18 protein-coding genes are annotated in these 18,741 nt (G+C 44.2%); 10 read left to right on the top strand and 8 right to left on the bottom strand.

The genetic code is table 11. From position 1 onward, the window contains the following. Positions 1–276: 276 nt before the first annotated feature. From ACFFJH_RS02900 to ACFFJH_RS02860, 9 genes are all read left to right on the top strand, one after another. The gene (locus ACFFJH_RS02900; RefSeq protein ID WP_390209951.1) at positions 277–1,356 is read left to right on the top strand and encodes a pilus assembly protein PilM; all 1,080 of its coding nucleotides are present in this window, start codon (positions 277–279) and stop codon (positions 1,354–1,356) included. Continuing rightward, positions 1,356–1,982 carry a PilN domain-containing protein gene (locus tag ACFFJH_RS02895; RefSeq protein ID WP_390209949.1) on the top strand — a complete coding sequence of 209 codons (627 nt, stop codon included), beginning with the start codon at positions 1,356–1,358 and terminating at the stop codon, positions 1,980–1,982. Before ACFFJH_RS02900 ends, ACFFJH_RS02895 begins: the two co-directional genes overlap by 1 nt. Before the next feature lie 104 nt (positions 1,983–2,086). Next, positions 2,087–2,665, top strand: a complete 579-nt coding sequence (locus tag ACFFJH_RS02890; RefSeq protein ID WP_390209948.1) for a type IV pilus inner membrane component PilO — start codon at positions 2,087–2,089, stop codon at positions 2,663–2,665. Then, on the top strand, positions 2,662–3,195 hold the full coding sequence (locus ACFFJH_RS02885) for a pilus assembly protein PilP (protein ID WP_390209947.1): 534 nt from the start codon (positions 2,662–2,664) through the stop codon (positions 3,193–3,195). The genes ACFFJH_RS02890 and ACFFJH_RS02885 overlap by 4 nt, the downstream gene beginning before the upstream one ends. Positions 3,196–3,227: 32 nt before the next feature. Next, complete coding sequence (pilQ, locus tag ACFFJH_RS02880) at positions 3,228–5,345, top strand: type IV pilus secretin PilQ (RefSeq protein ID WP_390209946.1); 2,118 nt, start codon at positions 3,228–3,230, stop codon at positions 5,343–5,345. 88 nt (positions 5,346–5,433) lie between these two features. Then, positions 5,434–6,834, top strand: a complete 1,401-nt coding sequence (locus tag ACFFJH_RS02875; protein WP_390209944.1) for a hypothetical protein — start codon at positions 5,434–5,436, stop codon at positions 6,832–6,834. Between the two features lie 29 nt (positions 6,835–6,863). Beyond that, a complete protein-coding gene (gene aroKB, locus ACFFJH_RS02870) occupies positions 6,864–8,561 on the top strand; it encodes a bifunctional shikimate kinase/3-dehydroquinate synthase AroKB (protein ID WP_390209943.1) in 1,698 nt (565 codons plus the stop codon). A 27-nt stretch (positions 8,562–8,588) separates the two neighbouring features. Next, positions 8,589–9,740 (top strand): deoxyguanosinetriphosphate triphosphohydrolase, encoded by a 1,152-nt coding sequence (locus tag ACFFJH_RS02865; protein WP_390209942.1) that lies wholly within the window; start codon positions 8,589–8,591, stop codon positions 9,738–9,740. A gap of 111 nt (positions 9,741–9,851) precedes the next feature. Continuing rightward, on the top strand, positions 9,852–10,544 hold the full coding sequence (locus ACFFJH_RS02860; protein ID WP_390209941.1) for a DUF4197 domain-containing protein: 693 nt from the start codon (positions 9,852–9,854) through the stop codon (positions 10,542–10,544). A 107-nt stretch (positions 10,545–10,651) separates the two neighbouring features. On the opposite strand, the gene ACFFJH_RS02855 is transcribed toward ACFFJH_RS02860, so the two are convergent. From ACFFJH_RS02855 to ACFFJH_RS02820, 8 genes are all read right to left on the bottom strand, one after another. Next, positions 10,652–11,743: an enoyl-CoA hydratase/isomerase family protein gene (locus tag ACFFJH_RS02855; protein WP_390209940.1), complete on the bottom strand. Its 1,092-nt coding sequence runs from the start codon at positions 11,741–11,743 to the stop codon at positions 10,652–10,654. 173 nt (positions 11,744–11,916) lie between these two features. After that, a complete protein-coding gene (gene hpf / locus ACFFJH_RS02850) occupies positions 11,917–12,270 on the bottom strand; it encodes a ribosome hibernation-promoting factor, HPF/YfiA family (protein ID WP_390209939.1) in 354 nt (117 codons plus the stop codon). Positions 12,271–12,397: 127 nt separating this feature from the next. Then, positions 12,398–13,882 (bottom strand): RNA polymerase factor sigma-54, encoded by a 1,485-nt coding sequence (locus ACFFJH_RS02845; protein WP_390209938.1) that lies wholly within the window; start codon positions 13,880–13,882, stop codon positions 12,398–12,400. 14 nt (positions 13,883–13,896) lie between these two features. Next, positions 13,897–14,643, bottom strand: a complete 747-nt coding sequence (gene lptB / locus ACFFJH_RS02840; protein WP_390209936.1) for an LPS export ABC transporter ATP-binding protein — start codon at positions 14,641–14,643, stop codon at positions 13,897–13,899. Then, a complete protein-coding gene (lptA, locus tag ACFFJH_RS02835) occupies positions 14,640–15,227 on the bottom strand; it encodes a lipopolysaccharide transport periplasmic protein LptA (RefSeq protein ID WP_390209935.1) in 588 nt (195 codons plus the stop codon). Before lptA ends, lptB begins: the two co-directional genes overlap by 4 nt. A gap of 87 nt (positions 15,228–15,314) precedes the next feature. After that, a complete protein-coding gene (gene lptC / locus ACFFJH_RS02830; RefSeq protein WP_390209934.1) occupies positions 15,315–15,929 on the bottom strand; it encodes an LPS export ABC transporter periplasmic protein LptC in 615 nt (204 codons plus the stop codon). Then, positions 15,919–16,533, bottom strand: coding sequence for a KdsC family phosphatase (locus ACFFJH_RS02825; protein WP_390209933.1), 615 nt, complete (start codon positions 16,531–16,533; stop codon positions 15,919–15,921). Before ACFFJH_RS02825 ends, lptC begins: the two co-directional genes overlap by 11 nt. Continuing rightward, positions 16,533–17,552, bottom strand: a complete 1,020-nt coding sequence (locus ACFFJH_RS02820; protein WP_390210266.1) for a KpsF/GutQ family sugar-phosphate isomerase — start codon at positions 17,550–17,552, stop codon at positions 16,533–16,535. Before ACFFJH_RS02820 ends, ACFFJH_RS02825 begins: the two co-directional genes overlap by 1 nt. 339 nt (positions 17,553–17,891) lie before the next feature. Between ACFFJH_RS02820 and ACFFJH_RS02815 the strand changes: the two genes are divergently transcribed. Then, positions 17,892–18,716: a BPSS1780 family membrane protein gene (locus tag ACFFJH_RS02815; protein ID WP_390209932.1), complete on the top strand. Its 825-nt coding sequence runs from the start codon at positions 17,892–17,894 to the stop codon at positions 18,714–18,716. Positions 18,717–18,741: the final 25 nt, after the last annotated feature.

The following is an 18,741-nucleotide window of genomic DNA, read 5'->3' as shown; positions in this document are numbered from 1 at the left end:
GGGCTGCGACAAACTATAAAAATTGCATTTGGGGCTTTTTTAGGCCGAAGTGGAGAATTGACAACGTAAAACATGCTTTCAATCTTGAAAATGCTTTACATTACACTCCCCTTATTGCTAGGATTTAACGTAAGCTAGTATGAGTGTCTGCTAAATAGCGGTTTTTAAAAGAAAAAATGTGTTTTGAGATGATTTAAATTGTTTTTTATTTGCAATTTATCCTTCAAATAACAGGTACGATTGTAAATAAAATATTATTTTTTTGAGGGGATATCCTTGGCTTTAGATCTCGCATCATTGCTCGGAAAAAAGAATCCACCCTTGGTGGGTTTGGATATCAGCACGTCCGACATCAAGCTGGTGGAACTCTCCCGTTCCGGCGAAAAAGCTTACAAACTAGAACGTTGTGCCACTGAACCTTTACCTAAAGGCGCGGTGGTTGACGGAAATATTGAAAATTTAGAACAAGTTTCAGAGACCATACTGAAAGTGTTGAAGCGAGCGGGTACTAGCACAAAAAATGTTGCTCTGGCGATGCCAGCATCTTCCGTTATCACAAAAAAAATGATGTTGCCAGGCCATCTCAGTGAGCAGGCCTTGGAGTTGCAGGTTGAATCAGAGGCAAGTCAATATATTCCGTTTGCGATGGATGAGGTCAGTATCGATTTTTGTGTGATGGGACCGAGTGCCAATTCCGAAGAAGACGTAGATGTGCTATTGGCAGCTTCGCGCAAAGAAAAGATTGAAGACCGCGTCGCTGCAGCGCAGGCAGCTGGTTTGCAAGCAAAAGTTATGGACATTGAATCCTATGCTGCGCGTTCGGCGGTGGAGCGACTAATTGAGCAGCAAGCGAATGGTGGTCAGGATCAAATTTATGCCTTGTTCCAAATAGGCTCAAAAGTTACTTACATCTCAATATTGTTAAATGGAGAGGTGGTCTACGAGCGAGATCAACAATTTGGCGGCAACCAGCTAACCCAAGACATTGTGCGTAATTATGGATTGTCTTTTGATGAAGCCGAAACAAAAAAACGCCAAGGGGATTTGCCTGATAGCTATGAAATGGAGTTATTGGAGCCTTTCCTTGAGAATGCAGCCTTGGAAGTGACTCGAGCAATACAGTTTTTCTTCACGTCGACGCCTTATACCCGCATTGACCAAATTTTCTTGGGCGGCGGTTGTGCCATGTTGCCTGGATTGGTTGATATCGTAGCTGATCGAACTAAATTATCGACCTCAGTCATTAGTCCTTTTAAAGGAATGGATTTAGGATCCAATGTCAACGAGAAATCTTTGCGTAATGATGCGCCTTCTTATCTGGTCGCATGTGGATTGGCTATGCGGAGGTTTGGCTAATGATAAAAATTAATTTACTTCCCCATAGAGAAGAGAAGCGCAAAGAACTAAAAAATAAGTTCTATACGCTGATGGCATTAGCGGCGTTAATTGGAGCAGTGATTCTGATTTTGGGTGGGCTTTATTTTTCATCTCAAGTTTCTGCTCAGAATGAGCGGAATGCTTTCATTACGAAAGAGAATCTCTTATTAGATGAAAAAATTAAAGAAGTCGCTACTCTAAAGCAAGAGATTGACGCTCTGAAAGCTAGACAGGAAGCGGTTGAAGACTTACAAAGTGATAGGAATCAACCCGTTTTCATGATGAATGAATTGGTTAAACTTTCTCCTGAAGGACTTCACTTAACCCTGATTAAGCAAGATGGCCAGCGAATTTCTATCAAAGGTTATGCGCAATCTCATGCGGTGGTTGGTATTTTCATGAATGAGTTGAATGCATCTCAGTGGATGTCAAAACCTGAAATTATTCAGAATAAAGCCACGGTCATAGGAAAAGACAGAGAAGCTAAGCGTGTCATTGAATTTGATATGAACGTAGGCATTCGTCGGCCACGTGAGCTAGAGGCTGCGGCTGCCAGTGCAGCATCAGCCCCCAAAGCTAATGCGCAAGCCACTAAGAAACCGTAATAGAGATAAATATGGCGAATTTTAAGGAAACAATGGAGTCAATAGAGTCACAATTTCGTGACCTAAATGGCTTACATCCAGGATTGTGGCCTGTTGCACCGCGTATGCTGGCTGCTGGTGCTTTGCTGCTTGTCGTATTGGTGGCGGGCTGGTTTTTTTACTGGGATCCACAAATTGAAGAAATCGATCGTGGGCAGCAGGAAGAACAAAAATTAAAGGATACCTACAAATCTAAGGTGCAACAGTCGATTAGCTTAGAAGCTTTAAAAGAGCAGAAAAAGCTGGTTGATCAATATGTTTTGCGTATGGAGAAGCAACTGCCTAGCAGTGCTGAGATGGGAGCTTTGCTTGACGATATTAACTCTGCTGCTAATGGTCGTGGTCTGAGTTTTGACTTGTTTAAACCCGGCGCGGTTGTGGTTAAAGATTATTACGCTGAACTGCCTATCGATATACAAATGGTCGCTAATTATCACGACTTAGGGCAGTTCGTTAGTGATATCGCTAAATTGCCGCGCATTATTACTTTGAACAATTTAACTTTTTCTGTCAGTAAAGACGCTAAAAAACCGGGTATTGTTTTGGATGGAATTGCAAAGACGTATCGTTATTTAGATCCTGAAGAGGTTGCTAGTCAGCAGGAATTAAAGAAAAAAGAAAAAGAGAAAGGAGCTAAAAAATGAAAATGATAAAAATACTTAGCTCCGTATTCGTGCTGTTGGCTTTAACTGCTTGTGGTGATAACGGTGTAGGCGAGCTAAAGGTCTGGATGGATCAAGTACAAAAAGAAACTCAGGTACGTGTCAAACCAGTGTCTGAGCCTAAATTATTTGTGCCCGTTTCCTATGAACATGGCAACCTGATTGATCCATTTGACGCAAGTAAATTGATGGTGGTATTTGCCCGCTTGAAAGCTGCAAATGACAATGGTCTCAAACCTGACTTTGATCGTCCCAAAGAGGCACTGGAAGGTTACCCACTAGAGTCGATGAAAATGGTTGGTACTTTTGATAATCGCAAATCATTTCAGGCGTTGATACAAGTAGGGAAAGCAGTTTTTCCCGCTACTTTAGGTGCTTATATTGGACAGAATTTTGGCAAGATCGTCAGTATTAGTGATACCAAAATCGACATAGTAGAGACCGTACAGGATGCAACTGGTGAGTGGACTGAACGAAAAGCAAGCTTAGAATTGCAAGAGGCGAAAAAATGAATGCATTGATAAATAAAAGCACGAGGAGCGCCATGCGCATTAAGTTTCTTTTTCTGGGATTGGCCATGGTATGCCAATCCGTATTCGCTCAAAACGATAATTCGATTGATTCCATTACGGCAAATCAACAAGGTGCGAATGTTATCGTCAAAATTAATCTGAAAAAACCAATCGAAAAAAATCCGATTGCATTTTCTATCGCTAATCCAGCTCGTATTTCTCTTGACTTCGCTAACACTACCAATGCCACTGGGAAATCGGCGATAGATATTGGTTTGGGGGAAGTGCGTAATCTGAATCTGATTGAAGTCCCTGGACGTTCAAGATTAGTGTTCAATTTAAATCGATCATTGAACTATGCGACTTTGGTGGAAGGAAACTCATTAATTGTGACGATTGATGGTTCCGGTGGTTTGGCAACCCCGGTAAATTCTGTTGGCTTGCCTGTTGTCGATCAAACTAAGCAGGCCATTGGTAAGCAGAGTATCCGCGATATTGATTTCCGTCGTGGCGTAGCTGGTGAAGGACGTGTGATTATTGATTTACCGAGTAACCAAATTGCCGTCGATCCTAAATTACAAGGACAAAAAATCGTTGTTGACTTGTTTAATGTGAGTTTGCCTGAAATCTTAAAACGTAATTTGGATGTTTCCGATTACGGCTCACCAATACAAAAAGTGAGTACTGAACGCAAAGGTGAAAACGTCAGAATGACGATAGAACCCAAAGGTCTTTGGGAACACAGTGTGTATCAAAGTGATACCCAGTTAGTGATCGAAGTTAAGCCTATTAAAGAAGACCCAAACAAATTGACTCAAGGTACCCAAGGGTATAAGGGCGAACGTTTTGGTATGAACTTCCAAGATGTTGATATACGAGCAGCCTTACAAATTATTGCTGAACAAGGTGGCGTTAATATTATTGCGACAGATTCAGTGGTTGGTAGCCTGACTTTACGTTTAATTGACACGCCATGGGATCAAGCCTTAGAAATTGTCATGCAGATCAAAGATTTGGATATGCGTAAAAATGGTAATGTCATTATGATAGGACCAAAAGAAGAACTCCAAACCAAAGAAAAATTGGAACTTGAACGTAAAGCGCAGATCGCAGAGCTTGAGCCTTTGAAAACGGAAGGATTCCAACTGAAGTATCAAAAAGCTGAGAACCTCGTTAAACTTTTCTTAGGTGAGACACCCGCAAATCGTATGATATCTAAGCGTGGTAGCGTGTCGCCAGAACCTAGAACCAATCAATTGTTTGTGACTGATGTCTCCACCAAGTTGGAAGAAATTCGTAAACTGATCCAAAAAATAGATGTGGCAACTAAGCAAGTTGTTATTGAGGCTAGAATTGTTGAGGCAGATAATAAATTTAGTAAAAATCTTGGTGCAAAACTAGGCTTTGCCGATATGCGAGGGTTTAGAGGTGGGGATGTTGGTTTTGGTATTTCTGGCAATCAGAGAGCTGCCATCACAGGTAATTATTTAGGTGTGGGTGAGCAAACTGGGCAGGCAAAGATTACTGAGAAGAGCTATATACCCAATACGCAATTTATTAATTTGCCCGCAGCTGGTATTGGTGGTCTTGACGCTGGTAGTTTTGCCGTTAGCTTGTTTTCTGCGGCTGCCAATCGTTTCCTTAATCTAGAATTGTCGGCATTAGAGGCAGACGGTGATGGCAAGATTATATCTAGCCCACGTGTTGTGACAGCGGACCAAACTCCCGCGCACATCGAGCAAGGTCAGGAAATTCCTTACCAAATTGCGACTCTAAGCGGTGGAACTGCTATCTTTTTTAGAAAGGCGACATTAAGTCTTGATGTTACCCCTCAAATTACACCTGATGGCACGATTATTCTTAGCGTTGATGTTCATAAAGACAGCCGAGGTGAAGAAACTCGCGGCGGCCCTGTAATTAATACTAAGCAAGTTAAAACCAATGTCTTGGTTGAAAATGGTGGCACTGTTGTACTCGGTGGGATTTACACGCAAGAAGAGCGTAATGATGTGACAAAAATTCCTTTCTTAGGCGATATTCCCTTGTTTGGTAACTTATTTAAGTCTAGTGGTAAAACAAATAATAAAACCGAACTCTTGATATTTATCACACCAAAAGTTCAATTGACAGGTAGTTTAGCCAATCAGTAATTAGTAATCAGCAATCAGTAATTCGAGGGGCGTTTTTAGGTTCATATTAAAACGCCTCTGGTATCAATTTATATTTAATAGGTGTTCCATGATGAAGTATATTCGCGCAGTTCTAGCATTCACCACATTTGCTCTGCTATCTGCCTGTGGCGGTGGTGGCGGCTCTCCTGGTAATACGAGTGGTGCCGCTCTGTTTACAACTGCGGCGGAGAAAATCACGATCGCCCCTAATGAAGTGCAAACTTATAATATTGGTGGTGGTGTCGGTGGTTATAAAGCGACTAGTAGTTCAGGTGCTGCTAGTGTCAGTGTTAATGGAAAAATTTTGACGATCACTGGCGGCGGTGGCGGAGCTGCCACAATCACTGTAACCGACAATAGTGGTGCACGGGTATTAATTGAAGCGACCGTTGGTTCTGGCGTAGATTTATTTACTACTGCACCTGAAAAAATGACATTAGGAGTTGGTGCAACTTCTACTATATTTTCTATAGGTGGTGGTAGTGGAGTTTATTTTGTAACGAGCGGAAGTCGTCAGGTAGCAACGGTGGATCAAAATGGATCTAAGTTTTCCATAGTAGGTGTAGCACCGGGATCAACAACGATTACTGTTACTGATAGTTTGGGTGGAAATAAAAAAATTGAGCTGACTGTCGTGTCTGGGTCGACTCTATTTACATCTGCGCCTAGTACATTGATTGTTGCGGTTGGTACTACTTCACCTGAGTACTCTATCAATGGTGGCATTCAACCATATACAATAACTAGTAGTAACACAAGTGTCGCTGCGGTAACAATGAATGGGAAAAATTATGTTGTGAATGGCGTTGCTGTAGGATCCGCACAATTGTTAATTCGTGATGCTACTGGTGTTACTGCGGACGTAAATGTGACTGTTACTTTAGCCGCGTCGGCGTTGCTGGAAGTATTGCCTGGTGATTCAACAGGTGCTTTGGGGGATACATTAAATTTCTCGATTTTAGGTGGAATCGGACCATTTACCATTACGAATAATAATCCTAGCATCGCTACTATTGTTCAATCTAACAATACTTTTACTGCAAAATTAATAAATGTCGGATCTACAGTGGTTTCTATTGTAGATGCGCAAGGGGTTGCAAAAAAAGTGTCTATTACAGCAAAGCCGGATGCCTCATTGATGCGTATCTCACCTTCAACAATTGAAGTGGGCGAAGACAATACAGGTACAATCGTTTTGGAAATAAAGGGTGGCACTGCTCCATATCGTGCGCTGACTAGTGACTTAGTAAAGTCTAATGTTACAATTTCTGGCTCTTCCATTTCTATCGGCGTCGGAAGTCAAGGGACTCGATGCATTCATCCTGTAGATCTTTCTAATGTTTATCAGCGTGGTTCCACTTATTTACTGACAATTACTGCTTTAGATAATTTGGGCGCGACCGCGACTAGTACATTGGTAATTCGCGATAATTCAAGAGGTGCTGGTGCAGATGGTTGTGGCAACTAAACGATTAGTCATAATTTAAGCAGAATGCAGTGAACAGTAATATATTTTTAGTAGGTCTGATGGGCTCTGGCAAGACAACGGTTGGCAGAGCCCTCGCAAAAAAACTTAACAAGCGATTTGTGGATTCTGATCATGAGATAGAGGCACGTACTGGTGTCGCTATCTCAGTGATATTCGAAATTGAAGGGGAAGCGAGTTTTCGTCAGCGTGAAGCTGATGTGATTCGCGATCTTTGCCAACAAGATGGCATCGTACTGGCCACAGGTGGTGGTGCGATTTTGAATCCACAAAGCCGTGCCCTTCTTCATACACGTGGAACGGTGGTTTATTTGAAAGCCGGTATCAGCAGTATTCTGCATCGAACCCGGCATGATAAAAAACGACCGTTGTTGCGTACCGCAGATCCCCGTAAAAAACTCGAAGAGCTGGAGCAACAACGTGATCCTTTGTATCGCGAAGTGGCACACATGGTCATCGAGACTGGGCAGCCACAATTACAAACCTTGGTGCAGACGATTATAGAAAAGATGCCTTCAGAGCGAGATGCATTTGCCGTCACAGAGAACTTGTCTAAACAAGTAATAAAGCAACTTAATCCGACAGCCAAAATAAAGTCAACGATGGAATTTGAATCAGCGCAAGCACATACCTTAAACGTGGATTTGGGCGAGCGCGCTTATCCGATTTCCATAGGCCAAAATCTCCTGTCGAATGATGGTTTGTTACAAGCGCGAATCAAAGGACAGCGCGTGGTGATAGTCACCAATACCGTGGTTGCTGCGCTGTATTTGGACGCTTTGCAAAATCAATTAATTCAACTCGGAAAACAGGTCGAAGCTATCGTACTGCCAGACGGTGAAGAACATAAAACCTGGGAAAGCCTGATGCTAGTGTTCGACGCATTGTTGGCGAAAAAGTGTGATCGTAAAACCACCTTGCTGGCATTAGGTGGTGGTGTGATCGGAGATATGACTGGTTTTGCCGCATCGGCTTATATGCGTGGTATTCCCTTTGTTCAGATCCCAACTACTTTGCTAGCTCAGGTTGATTCTTCGGTTGGTGGAAAGACTGGGATTAATCATCCCTTAGGCAAAAATATGATAGGCGCGTTCTATCAACCGCAAGCCGTGATTGCTGATATTTCTAGCTTGAATACTTTACCTGATCGCGAATTGTCCGCAGGTTTGGCCGAGGTGATTAAGCATGGTGCGATTATTGATCTCACATTCTTTGATTGGATAGAAGTCAACATAGAAAAATTACGTGCTAAAGACCCAACGGCGCTTGCCTATGCGGTGTTACGTTCCTGTGAGATCAAGGCCAATGTGGTGCGTCAGGATGAACGCGAAGGTGGATTGCGTGCGATCTTGAATTTTGGCCATACTTTCGGACATGCGATTGAATCGGGGCTTGGTTATGGCAAGTGGTTACATGGCGAAGCGGTCGGTTGCGGTATGGTGATGGCTGCAGATTTATCGTATCGCCTTGGCTATATCGACTATGTGACTAAAGTCCGCATCAGTAAATTAGTTGAAGCCGCTGGATTACCTACCGTCGCACCAGATCTGGGCGAGCAAATTTGGTTGGATCTGATGGAAGTGGATAAGAAGAATGAAGGCGGTCAAATCAAATTCATTCTGTTGAAGCCTCTGGGTCAGAGTATGATTACTCAGGTTCCTAAAGCCACTTTGTTGGCGACATTGAATGCTTGTATTTTGCCTACCTGATGTCTGCATAAAATCACCGAGGACAGTATGTTCACCGATACGCATCTAGCCCCTTATGCTGCACAATCCGCGCAAACTAAGGGGCGGCGTTTCGTAGAACCTAGTCCCGGTACCCGCTCCGAATTTCAACGCGACAGAGATCGTATCATCCATAGCGCAGCGTTTCGTCGCCTAGAATATAAAACTCAGGTCTTTGTGAATCATGAAGGCGACTTGTTTCGTACTCGTCTCACACATAGTATTGAAGTCGCCCAAATCGCACGTTCTATCGCCAGAAATTTACGTTTGAACGAAGACTTAGTGGAAGCGATCTCTTTAGCCCATGATCTCGGTCACACACCTTTTGGTCATGCTGGACAAGACGCTTTGAATGCCTGCATGAGAGACTATGGTGGCTTTGAACATAATCTACAGAGCCTGCGCGTCGTTGATACTCTTGAAGAGCGCTATGCCAGCTTTGAAGGTTTGAATTTAACATTCGAAGCGCGTGAAGGCATACTTAAACACTGCTCAATAAATAACGCCAAGGCCTTGGGTGAATTGGGCCTGCGCTTTATTAATAAAACGCAACCTAGCTTAGAAGCGCAACTCACGAATTTGGCGGATGAAATTGCCTACAATAATCACGATATTGACGATGGGCTGCGTTCTGGCTTGTTGACCGAAGCACAGTTAATGGAAGTGGATTTCTATGCACGTTTTCGCCGCGAAGTGGATGATACTTATCCGGGTATCAGTGGTCGGCGCGCGATTTCCGAGACGATACGGCGCATGATTAATATGCTGATTAGTGACCTGACCCAGACAGCGCAGCAAAGGATACGCGACGCAGCGCCCAAGTCGATTAATGATGTGCGCACCTTGCCCGCTATGATGGCATTCTCAGATGCGACCTACCAAGATGCGAAATCATTGAAGCAATTTTTATACGAGCATTTGTACCGGCATTATCTGGTGAATCGCATGAGTCATAAAGCCAAGAATACTGTGCGTGAATTATTTGAAGTGATGATGGCGCAGGCTAATTTGGTGCCACCTGACTATCGAGTGCAAGCCTCGTTAGATAGTGAACAATCGCGCTTGTTACAAGCACGTCGTATCGCCGACTATATCGCGGGAATGACGGATCGTTTTGCGATTCGTGAGCACAAGCGCTTATTCTTGATAGAAGAAGTTTGAGAACTGATAGTGGTACGTAGCACCTAGAATTTCTTGAAGAAGTGCTAAAGTGCATTTGACTCGTATTTGATTCGCATTTAATTCGAATTGAATTAACCGTAAGGACATAAAATGAAACCATGGGTAAAACACAGCGCTAGCGTGATCGTCGTGGCCTGTGCAAGTTTTCAAGCGCATGCTGCCGATTTGAGTAAGCTTAGCAACCAAGATGCGAATGCGGGTTTAAAGGCTGCGCTAGAAACGGGCGCAAACGCTGCGCTACAAAAGCTCGGTGTCGCCGACGGATTTTTAGGTAACGACAAAGTAAAAATCCCGCTGCCGTCAATGTTAGAAAAAGCACGCCCTTTGTTGAAATTGAGCGGACAAAGTAAGCAGCTAGATGAACTCGTCGTTGCCATGAATCGAGCGGCAGAGTCAGCGGTGCCGATGGCAAAACCACTATTGATGGATGCGGTAAAAAGCATGTCGGTAACGGACGCAAAAAATATTTTGAGTGGCGGTGATACTTCGGTCACCAATTTTTTCCGTGAAAAAACATCGGTATCTTTAAGCGCAAAATTCTTGCCTTTAGTCAAAGGCGTCACCGATAAAGTTGGACTCTCAACCAAGTACAACGCCGTGATGGGCAAAGCACAAAAGTTAGGTGCAGTACCTGAGAAAGAAGCGACGGTCGAATCTTACGTCAGCAACCGAGCAGTGGATGCGCTCTACACGATGATTGCAGAGGAGGAAAAAGCCATACGCCAAGATCCTTTGGCTGCGGGTAGTAAGATTATCGGTAAGGTGTTTGGCTTACTGAAATAAGCTGCTACGCAATTACTAGATATTCGAGATTCGATAAAAAAAGCCGAAAGATGTTCGCATATCTTTCGGCTTTTTGTCGTCGGTATTAGGTATTACGCTGAGGTGCCCTACGGTAAATGCGCCAAAGGATGCGCATAGCTTGGCCATACCTCAACAAAAAAATCGGATATCATTTCTTCAGTCACTTCAGCAATAGTAGCCGGTGACCACTTTGGCATATTGTCTTTATCGACGACCAAAGCACGCACGCCTTCTAATACTTCACCATGCTTGAAACAATGCCTTACCATGGTACGCTCCAGACGTAAGCAGTCAGCCACCGATCTTGATTGGCAGCGACGTAATTGCTCTAAAGTGACAGCCATCAATAGTGGTGAACGTTTATGCATGGTGGCTAGGGTTTTCTTTGCGAATTCGGTGTCATCACCTGCAAGCGACGCACAAATGTTATGCAGACTATTGCCAGAAAAATGTTGGTCTATTGTCGTTCGGTATTGTGCCAGCTGTGAATGCTCTGGCGAAATATCAGATGCAAATTGCGCTGAAAATTGACGTATCGCTACCCGTAAATCCGCTTCTGTGTGGTGTGCAATCAAATCCATTAAAGCCGGAATTTGTGTGGTGGGAATATAGACATCTGCTAAGTTAGCATAGATGGCATCAGCTGCCTGAATAATTTCTCCCGTGAGACCTAAATAGCTACCGATTTCGCCTGACGTTTGATTTAGGAAGTAACCACCGCCCACGTCAGGAAATAAGCCAATATTCACTTCCGGCATCGCCATTTTCGTACGCTCTGTGACGATGCGCAAACGACTGGCAACACCAGACTGCGCGATACCCATACCGCCGCCCATCACGACACCATTCATCAGAGCGATATAAGGTTTTGGGTAAAAGTGAATCAAATGATTGAGCGCATATTCTTCCGTGAAAAAATCTTCTAACAAAGCGCTGTCACCCTTAGGTGTCAGTGTGCCTACATCGTAGAAAAAGCGGATGTCTCCGCCCGCACAAAAAGCTTTTTCGCTACTGCTGTGTATGAATACAGCACGAATATTAGGATCGTTATGCCAAGCGCGCAAAGTGGCGGTGAGCACACGCACCATGTCTAAGGACAGGGAGTTTAGTGCTTTAGGACGATCTAAAGTAATGATGCCAACATGATTACGGATTTCGGTGATGACGTGAGAGCTCATTTTATTTGCCAAAAATAGTGATGCTGAATTTTACCTTAGGGCATAAAGTAAAAGATGAAAAAGACCGACAGTCTTTTAAGTTGAAATTTCCGATGTCTGCCAGTTTTAAGACGTAAAAAAGGACGCTAAAAAGCGTCCTAGGGATCATCAAATTGATGAATCGGGATTCTGAATTAATCTAATTGTGTAGAGGCCGGATCAGGGATATGTTTGATCGCATCATGTTGATGGTCTTGAATTTTATCCTTGTGTTTGATGACCTGACGATCAAGTTTGTCGATTAAGGTGTCAATGGCGGCATATAAATCGTGCGCCAGACTTTCTACATGAATATCTTTGCCGCTGAGATGTAAATTAATGTCCGCTTTGTGGCGTTTGTCCTTTTCTCGGAGCTTATCAACCGTCAGGATAACGGCGATATCAATGACTTGATCGAAGTGTCGTCTTACCCGCTCTAGCTTGTTTTGTACATATTCACGAATTGCAGGAGTAACTTCGACGTGGTGTCCACTGATGGTGAGATTCATACTACGCTCCTATGGTGATATTGCTTCATTTGTTTCTATACTGCCGTTACTACGATCGCTCATTGGCAGAAATTTGTTTTGAGCTAAATCATATATAACGATAGAAAACAATATTTCAAGAACTGGTTTATAAAGATTTTCTTAGACTCACTGGGGGAATTTTCAGAGCTTCGCGGTACTTCGCCACTGTGCGGCGCGCGATGACCATGCCTTGTTCTCCCAATATGTCGGCGATCTTACTGTCCGAGAGGGGTTTTTTCTGGTCTTCTTCTCCTATTAATTGTTTGATCAGCGCACGTATCGCAGTAGAAGATGCTTCACCACCCGTTTCCGTTGCGACGTGACTGCCGAAAAAATATTTCAACTCAAACATACCATGGGGTGTCAGCATAAATTTCTGAGTTGTTACACGCGAAATAGTGCTCTCGTGTAATCCCAGTGTATCAGCTATTTCGCGCAAAACAAGGGGTCTCATCGCGACTGCGCCGTGCGTGAAAAAATTATATTGCCTTTCCACTATGGCTTGTGCAACGCGCAAAATCGTATCAAAACGTTGACGCATATTCTTGATCAGCCAACGCGCTTCTTGCAGTTGTGGGTTGAGACAAGGATCTCCGCGTTGTTGCTTCATTAAACTCGCGTACATCTGATTAATCCGCAGACGCGGCATGACATCACGGTTTAACATCACCTGCCATTCGTCGCCGATTTTCTTGACCACAACATCCGGCACCACATAGTCTGATTTCGCTATCGCAAATGCCAAACCCGGTTTGGGGTTACATTGACGAATGACCACTTGCGCTTCGCGTAAATCTTCATCATCGCATTGCAAAAATTTGCGTAATTTGGTGAAATCTCGTTGCGCGAATAAAGGTAAATATTGCTCGACAATTTGTAGCGCCAAGCGGCGTGTCACAAAAGGAATTTTAGGAAAACGTTTGATTTGTAAGGCCAAACATTCCGCTGTATTGCGCGCTCCGACGCCTTCAGGCTCGAAGCTTTGCAGCATAGTTAGGGCGAACTGTAGTTCTTCTAATTCGACACAAAGGTCAATTGGAAGACTCTCGTAAATTTCGTCCAAGCTCTCGCACAAATAGCCATTTTCATCGATAGCGTCGATGATTAATTCTATCAAGGCACGATCACGCGGCTCCCTGATGTTCAGACGCATTTGCTCTAACAGATGTTCTCTTAAAGTGGTCTGCGCGGCTTCTAATTGCGGGCGACCATCTTCTTCATCGTTGTTAGATTTAGAGCCATTACTAGGCGCATCGTCGAAGCTCCAGTCATCATTGTTAACTGGCCCTGCATCGGCATCTGGGGCTGTCTCGTTAACTGTCTCGTTGCTACTCGTGTCGGGTGTTTTTTCTGCGCTTTGGAATTCTTTTTCATTTTGCTGAGTGGCATTATTAATGCAGCCATCCGCCAGCAAACGCACAGCATTGTCCAAAGCATCATCGACGCGTTCTAACAATGGATTTTCAGTCAGTAATACCTCTAACTCTTGATGTAATTCTAAGGTCGATAATTGCAGTAATCGTATGGATTGCTGCAATTGTGGCGTCAAAGCCAAATGTTGCGAGGTACGTAGCTGTAAGCTCTGCTTCATGATGAGTTCGTCGCTTACATGCGGAAATGTTCACCCAAGTAGACTCGGCGCACAGTCTCATTGGTGATGATTTCATCGGGGCGTCCGCTCGCCAATACCGAGCCTTGATTGATAATGTATGCATGATCACAAATGCCGAGTGTTTCTCGCACATTGTGATCGGTGATCAACACGCCGATATTGCGCTCCTTCAGAAAACGCACGATACGCTGAATTTCAATCACGGCAATCGGGTCTACACCAGCGAACGGTTCATCGAGTAAAACGAAGCGTGGATTGGTTGCCAAAGCACGCGCAATCTCCACCCGGCGACGTTCGCCACCCGATAAGGCACGAGCAGGATTCTCGCGTAGGCCATCAATTTGCAATTCTTCTAGTAGCGTGTCGAGACGTTGCTTGATCGCGGCTTTAGACAGTGCCTTACCCTCTTCATCGCGCTGCAGTTCGAGCACGGCACGCACATTGTCTTCTACAGACAGTTTGCGGAACACCGATGCTTCTTGCGGTAAATAAGACAAGCCTAAACGTGCTCTTTGATGAATCGGTAAATGCGAAATGTCAGTGCCATCGACATCAATTTTTCCGGCATCGGAGGGCACCAAACCAACGATCATATAGAAGGACGTGGTTTTGCCGGCACCGTTTGGGCCTAGCAATCCGACGACTTCACCACTTTTAACTTGTAGCGAGACGTCACGAACTACCTGGCGCATGCCATAGCGTTTTTGCAGACCTTGAATTGCGAGAGTGCTGGATATCATTTTTCTTGTTTAGCTTCTGTCTTAGCTTGCTTAGGTTCTGAAGTAATCGTCACGCGACCGCCACCGGGAACACGTTTGCCTGAGGTTGAATTAGTCGCAGTAAAAACATCGTTAATACTGTCATACGACAAAAATTCACCATTTTGTTCTTGCGTCATTTTTTGTTGACTCAAATAACGCACATTGGCTTTGGCAATAAATTTCACGACTTCTGTTTTCTTGTCATATTCAACGCGATCTGCGGAGCCTTCTATCCATAAGTCGGGGCCACCATCACGTTTTTGACGGAAAAATACCTGGCTACCGGGTTTGCCAGACAGCGTGACCATGCCGCCATCGCTAGTTTCGGTTTCTACTGCGTTCTCTGCTTTAATCAACAAAGTCCCACGCGTCAATTCGACATTCCCCGCTAAAGTTTTGGTGCCGGTCTTGCCGTCATAGACAGTGTGTTCTGCATTAATTAAGGTCTTTTTTTGGCTATCTGCTTTTTCAGCGTGGGCGGACGAAGTCAGTGTTGCCGTCAAAAATAATGCGCTGCCAAAAAATGTTAAGAAACGCGCAGTGGGATTTAGTTTGAAATCCATATTTAATCCTTTTTCATTGATGTTATAGCGACTTAAATGTGAGATATTTTTACAGTATCTCGGTATTTCCCCACCTCGGTAATGGCTTTATTTTGCTATTTTATTGTCGATCTCTATGTGTACGTTCTTTAAAAAATGAACTTTTTGATCTGCGTTATTGGCTACCATACCAAATGCGCTAATCGTCGCTCTTGCAGTCGTCATTTTGATTCGTGCATCTGTTTTCATTTTTTCACTATCAGGGTAAAGAATTAAGGAACTCGTTTCCATGATAATCGCAGCAGTACGCGCACTCTTTGCTCTTTCTATGATCACATTGTCCATCATGTGAATCTGGTCTTCTGGTTTGGCATTTGCCGACTCTTGGACTTTCTGTTTCACGATCGCGCGATCAGCACGAATTAACATCGGCGTCTTGTCTTCATCAATGCTGACAATACGCGGCTGTAGGATTTCAAATTCATCTTCTTGCGGAAAGTGAGTTAGTTTTTCACCTGTCACGCGGTAATTAGTATTCCCTGATTGCGACAAGCGCACGAAATTAAAATCTTCCACAAAATAGTCTGGCTCACTACGCACTTTGGCGCCATTTGCACGCTCTTCACTATTTCTGCGCATAACCTCATAGGCCCAGAAACTGCCTAGCATTAATAGTCCAAGCAGTGAGACGCCTAGCCATACTCGGATACGATCAGCCGTCATTTGTCACATCCAACCGCACATCCAAATTCACATCCAAACGCACATCCAAATTCACATCCAAACGCACATCCAAAAAAGGTGCTAATGCCGTGTCATATTTGTTTTGTGCTTTCAGAATGAAGTCACATACCTCGCGCGCTGCACCGCGTCCGCCGCTGGCTTGGGTAATATAGTCAACTCGGGTACGTACTTCTTGATGGCCATTGGGTACGCTGGCAGCGAAGCCCACGCGTAATAAAATTGGCAGGTCAATCACATCGTCGCCAATGAAGCCGCAGTGTTCGTGCGCTACACCTAACTCTCGTGTTAATTGTAAGAATGCCGATTTTTTATCGTGTATCCCTTGCATCACATGTGTGATCCCCAAGTCCGAGGCACGCTTAGAAACAATCGCCGATTGTCGGGCGCTGATAATGGCGGTGGCGATACCTGCTTGTTGTAGTAATTTAATGCCTTGGCCATCAAGTACATTGAAGGTTTTCATCATTTCGCCTTCGGGACCAAAATGCAAACTACCGTCGGTCAAAATACCGTCAACATCAAATATCATCAGGCGCACTTGCGCGGCCTTGTTTTGTATTTCTGTGAAAGTGATGTCACTCATTAAATCACCTTGGCACGAGTTAAATCATGGATGTGCAAAGCGCCTACTAATTTGCCTTCCGCATCCGCAACCAGTAATTGATTGATACGATGCGTTTCCATTACTTCCACAGCTTCAACTGCTAATTGTTCAGGACGTACTGTACGTGGATTTTTTGCCATCACGTCAGCAATACTGAGGTTGGAGAAATTACTTTGTTTTTCCATCATGCGGCGTAAATCGCCGTCGGTAAATACACCAACTATGCGATTGTCGTCATCAACGATCGCCGTCATCGCCATCCCTTTTTGGGTAATTTCGAGTAAGGCTTTGGTCAAAGCAGTATCGGGTGTGACATGAGGAATCGCAGCGCCTGCGCGCATAATATCTCTCACATGAGTCAGTAAGCGTCGTCCTAGCGCACCACCTGGATGTGAGCGAGCGAAGTCTTCTTCTTTAAAACCGCGTGCATCCAATACCGCGACCGCTAATGCGTCACCTAAAGCTAAAGTTACTGTTGTACTCGCAGTCGGTGCCAAGTTGAGGGGGCAAGCCTCTTTTTCTACATGCACACTTAAATGAATATCGGCCAACTTGGCGAGGGTTGATTCAGGATTGCCAGTGAAGGCGATCAATTTGACACCCAAGCGTTTTAAAATCGGCAAAATAGCGATTAGTTCACCCGCTTCGCCAGAATACGAAATCGCGATAAACACATCTTGTGCCGTTACCATACCTAGATCGCCATGCGCTGCTTCGGCTGGGTGAACAAAAAACGACGGCGTTCCGGTGGAGGCAAAGGTCGCCGCGATTTTTCTGGCGATATGTCCTGATTTTCCGATTCCGGAAACCACTACTCTGCCGCTGCAATGTAGCAGCATAGACAAAGCATCTCCAAAACTGCGCGCATCGTCACCCGCGAGTCGTTGTTTGAGATTTAAGATGGCATCTGCTTCGATTTGCAGGGTTTCGCAAGCCAACTGCAAAGCCAGACTTGTGGTCTGCTTAGTAGTTGCATCAGGGGCGGCCGAGAACGGCATAGGGGAAGAATTTGATGTACTCATAGTTGGAGTATAAACCAAATACGAACAAGCAAGAACTTTGCCAGAGCTAATTTGATGTCTTCTTGATGGGTTCGAATATCATGAGCTAATGAAAAAAGTGTTGGGTAAATGTCCTAATTCGAATTTGTACAGATAGAAAGAATTGCTAAGCTTGTAAATTAAAATGTAATCAAGGATACTTTTGCGGATACGAATTTTCGTATTTGTATTTTGCGCTTTTTTGTATTGTTGTTTGTGTCGTTGTTTGTGTTTTTTGGCGCAGATATAAAAGTTTTTTAAGCATATTTAATTAGATTATTTTGTGAAAGTCATACTATGAATCCATACTCAGTAGATCCTAACGGTAGTTCATCCGATCCAGCGTCACAAGTTGTAGAGGCGCAAACTACGCCAGATGGCGCCCAGTTCGTTCAAGAAGGAAATTCCGTCGACGCCGGAAGAGCAACCGCTTGGTATGGTTATGGCTTTGATCAGTTCAAGGCAAATGCCGGTGTTTGGATCGGTATGTTAGTTGTATTATTTGTCATTATGATGGTGTTGGCCTTCGTGCCTGTGCTGGGTAGTTTGGCATCGAATGTGTTAATGCCAGTCTTTTTTGGTGGATTGATGTTGGCCGGTCAGGCTAGCCGTGAAGGCCGTCCAGTTACATTTGATTATTTGTTTGCGGGCTTTAAAGACAAATTTGGTTCCTTGGCTTTGTTAGGTGTATTTTGGATGATCGCGATTTTGTTGATTACTGTTGTAGCAGGTATTTTTGCTGCGCTGTTATTTGGCGGTGCGATGGCAACGGGTGCACTCGTTGGCGGCGCGGGAATGAGTGGCGGCGCTGGCTTGCTGGGCTTAGGTTTAACGGCGATCTTGGGTTTTGTTTTGGTTGCAGTGATTATTTCCATTCCTATGGCAATGGCGATCTGGTTTGCACCAGCTTTGGTCGTTTTTCACAACATTTCACCTATTGATGCGCTGATGACTAGTTTGAAAGCTAGTTTGAAAAACTGGGTCGCATTCTTGGTATTCTTTGTTTTGTATATCGTTTTTGCGATTATCGCGACCATTCCATTGGGCTTGGGTTGGTTAGTGTTGGGGCCAGTTTTGATTGGGGCTATGTACGCTGCTTATCGTGATATTTTCTTGAAATAAAATTCATAGTCGTTTTTAAAAAATG

Origin of the sequence: Affinundibacterium danionis, assembly GCF_042432465.1 — a bacterium.
GTDB classification, from domain to species: Bacteria; Pseudomonadota; Gammaproteobacteria; order Burkholderiales; family Burkholderiaceae_D; genus Undibacterium; species Undibacterium danionis.
The sequence above is the reverse complement of the archived record's forward strand: the minus strand, read 5'-3'. Positions and strand labels throughout refer to the sequence as shown.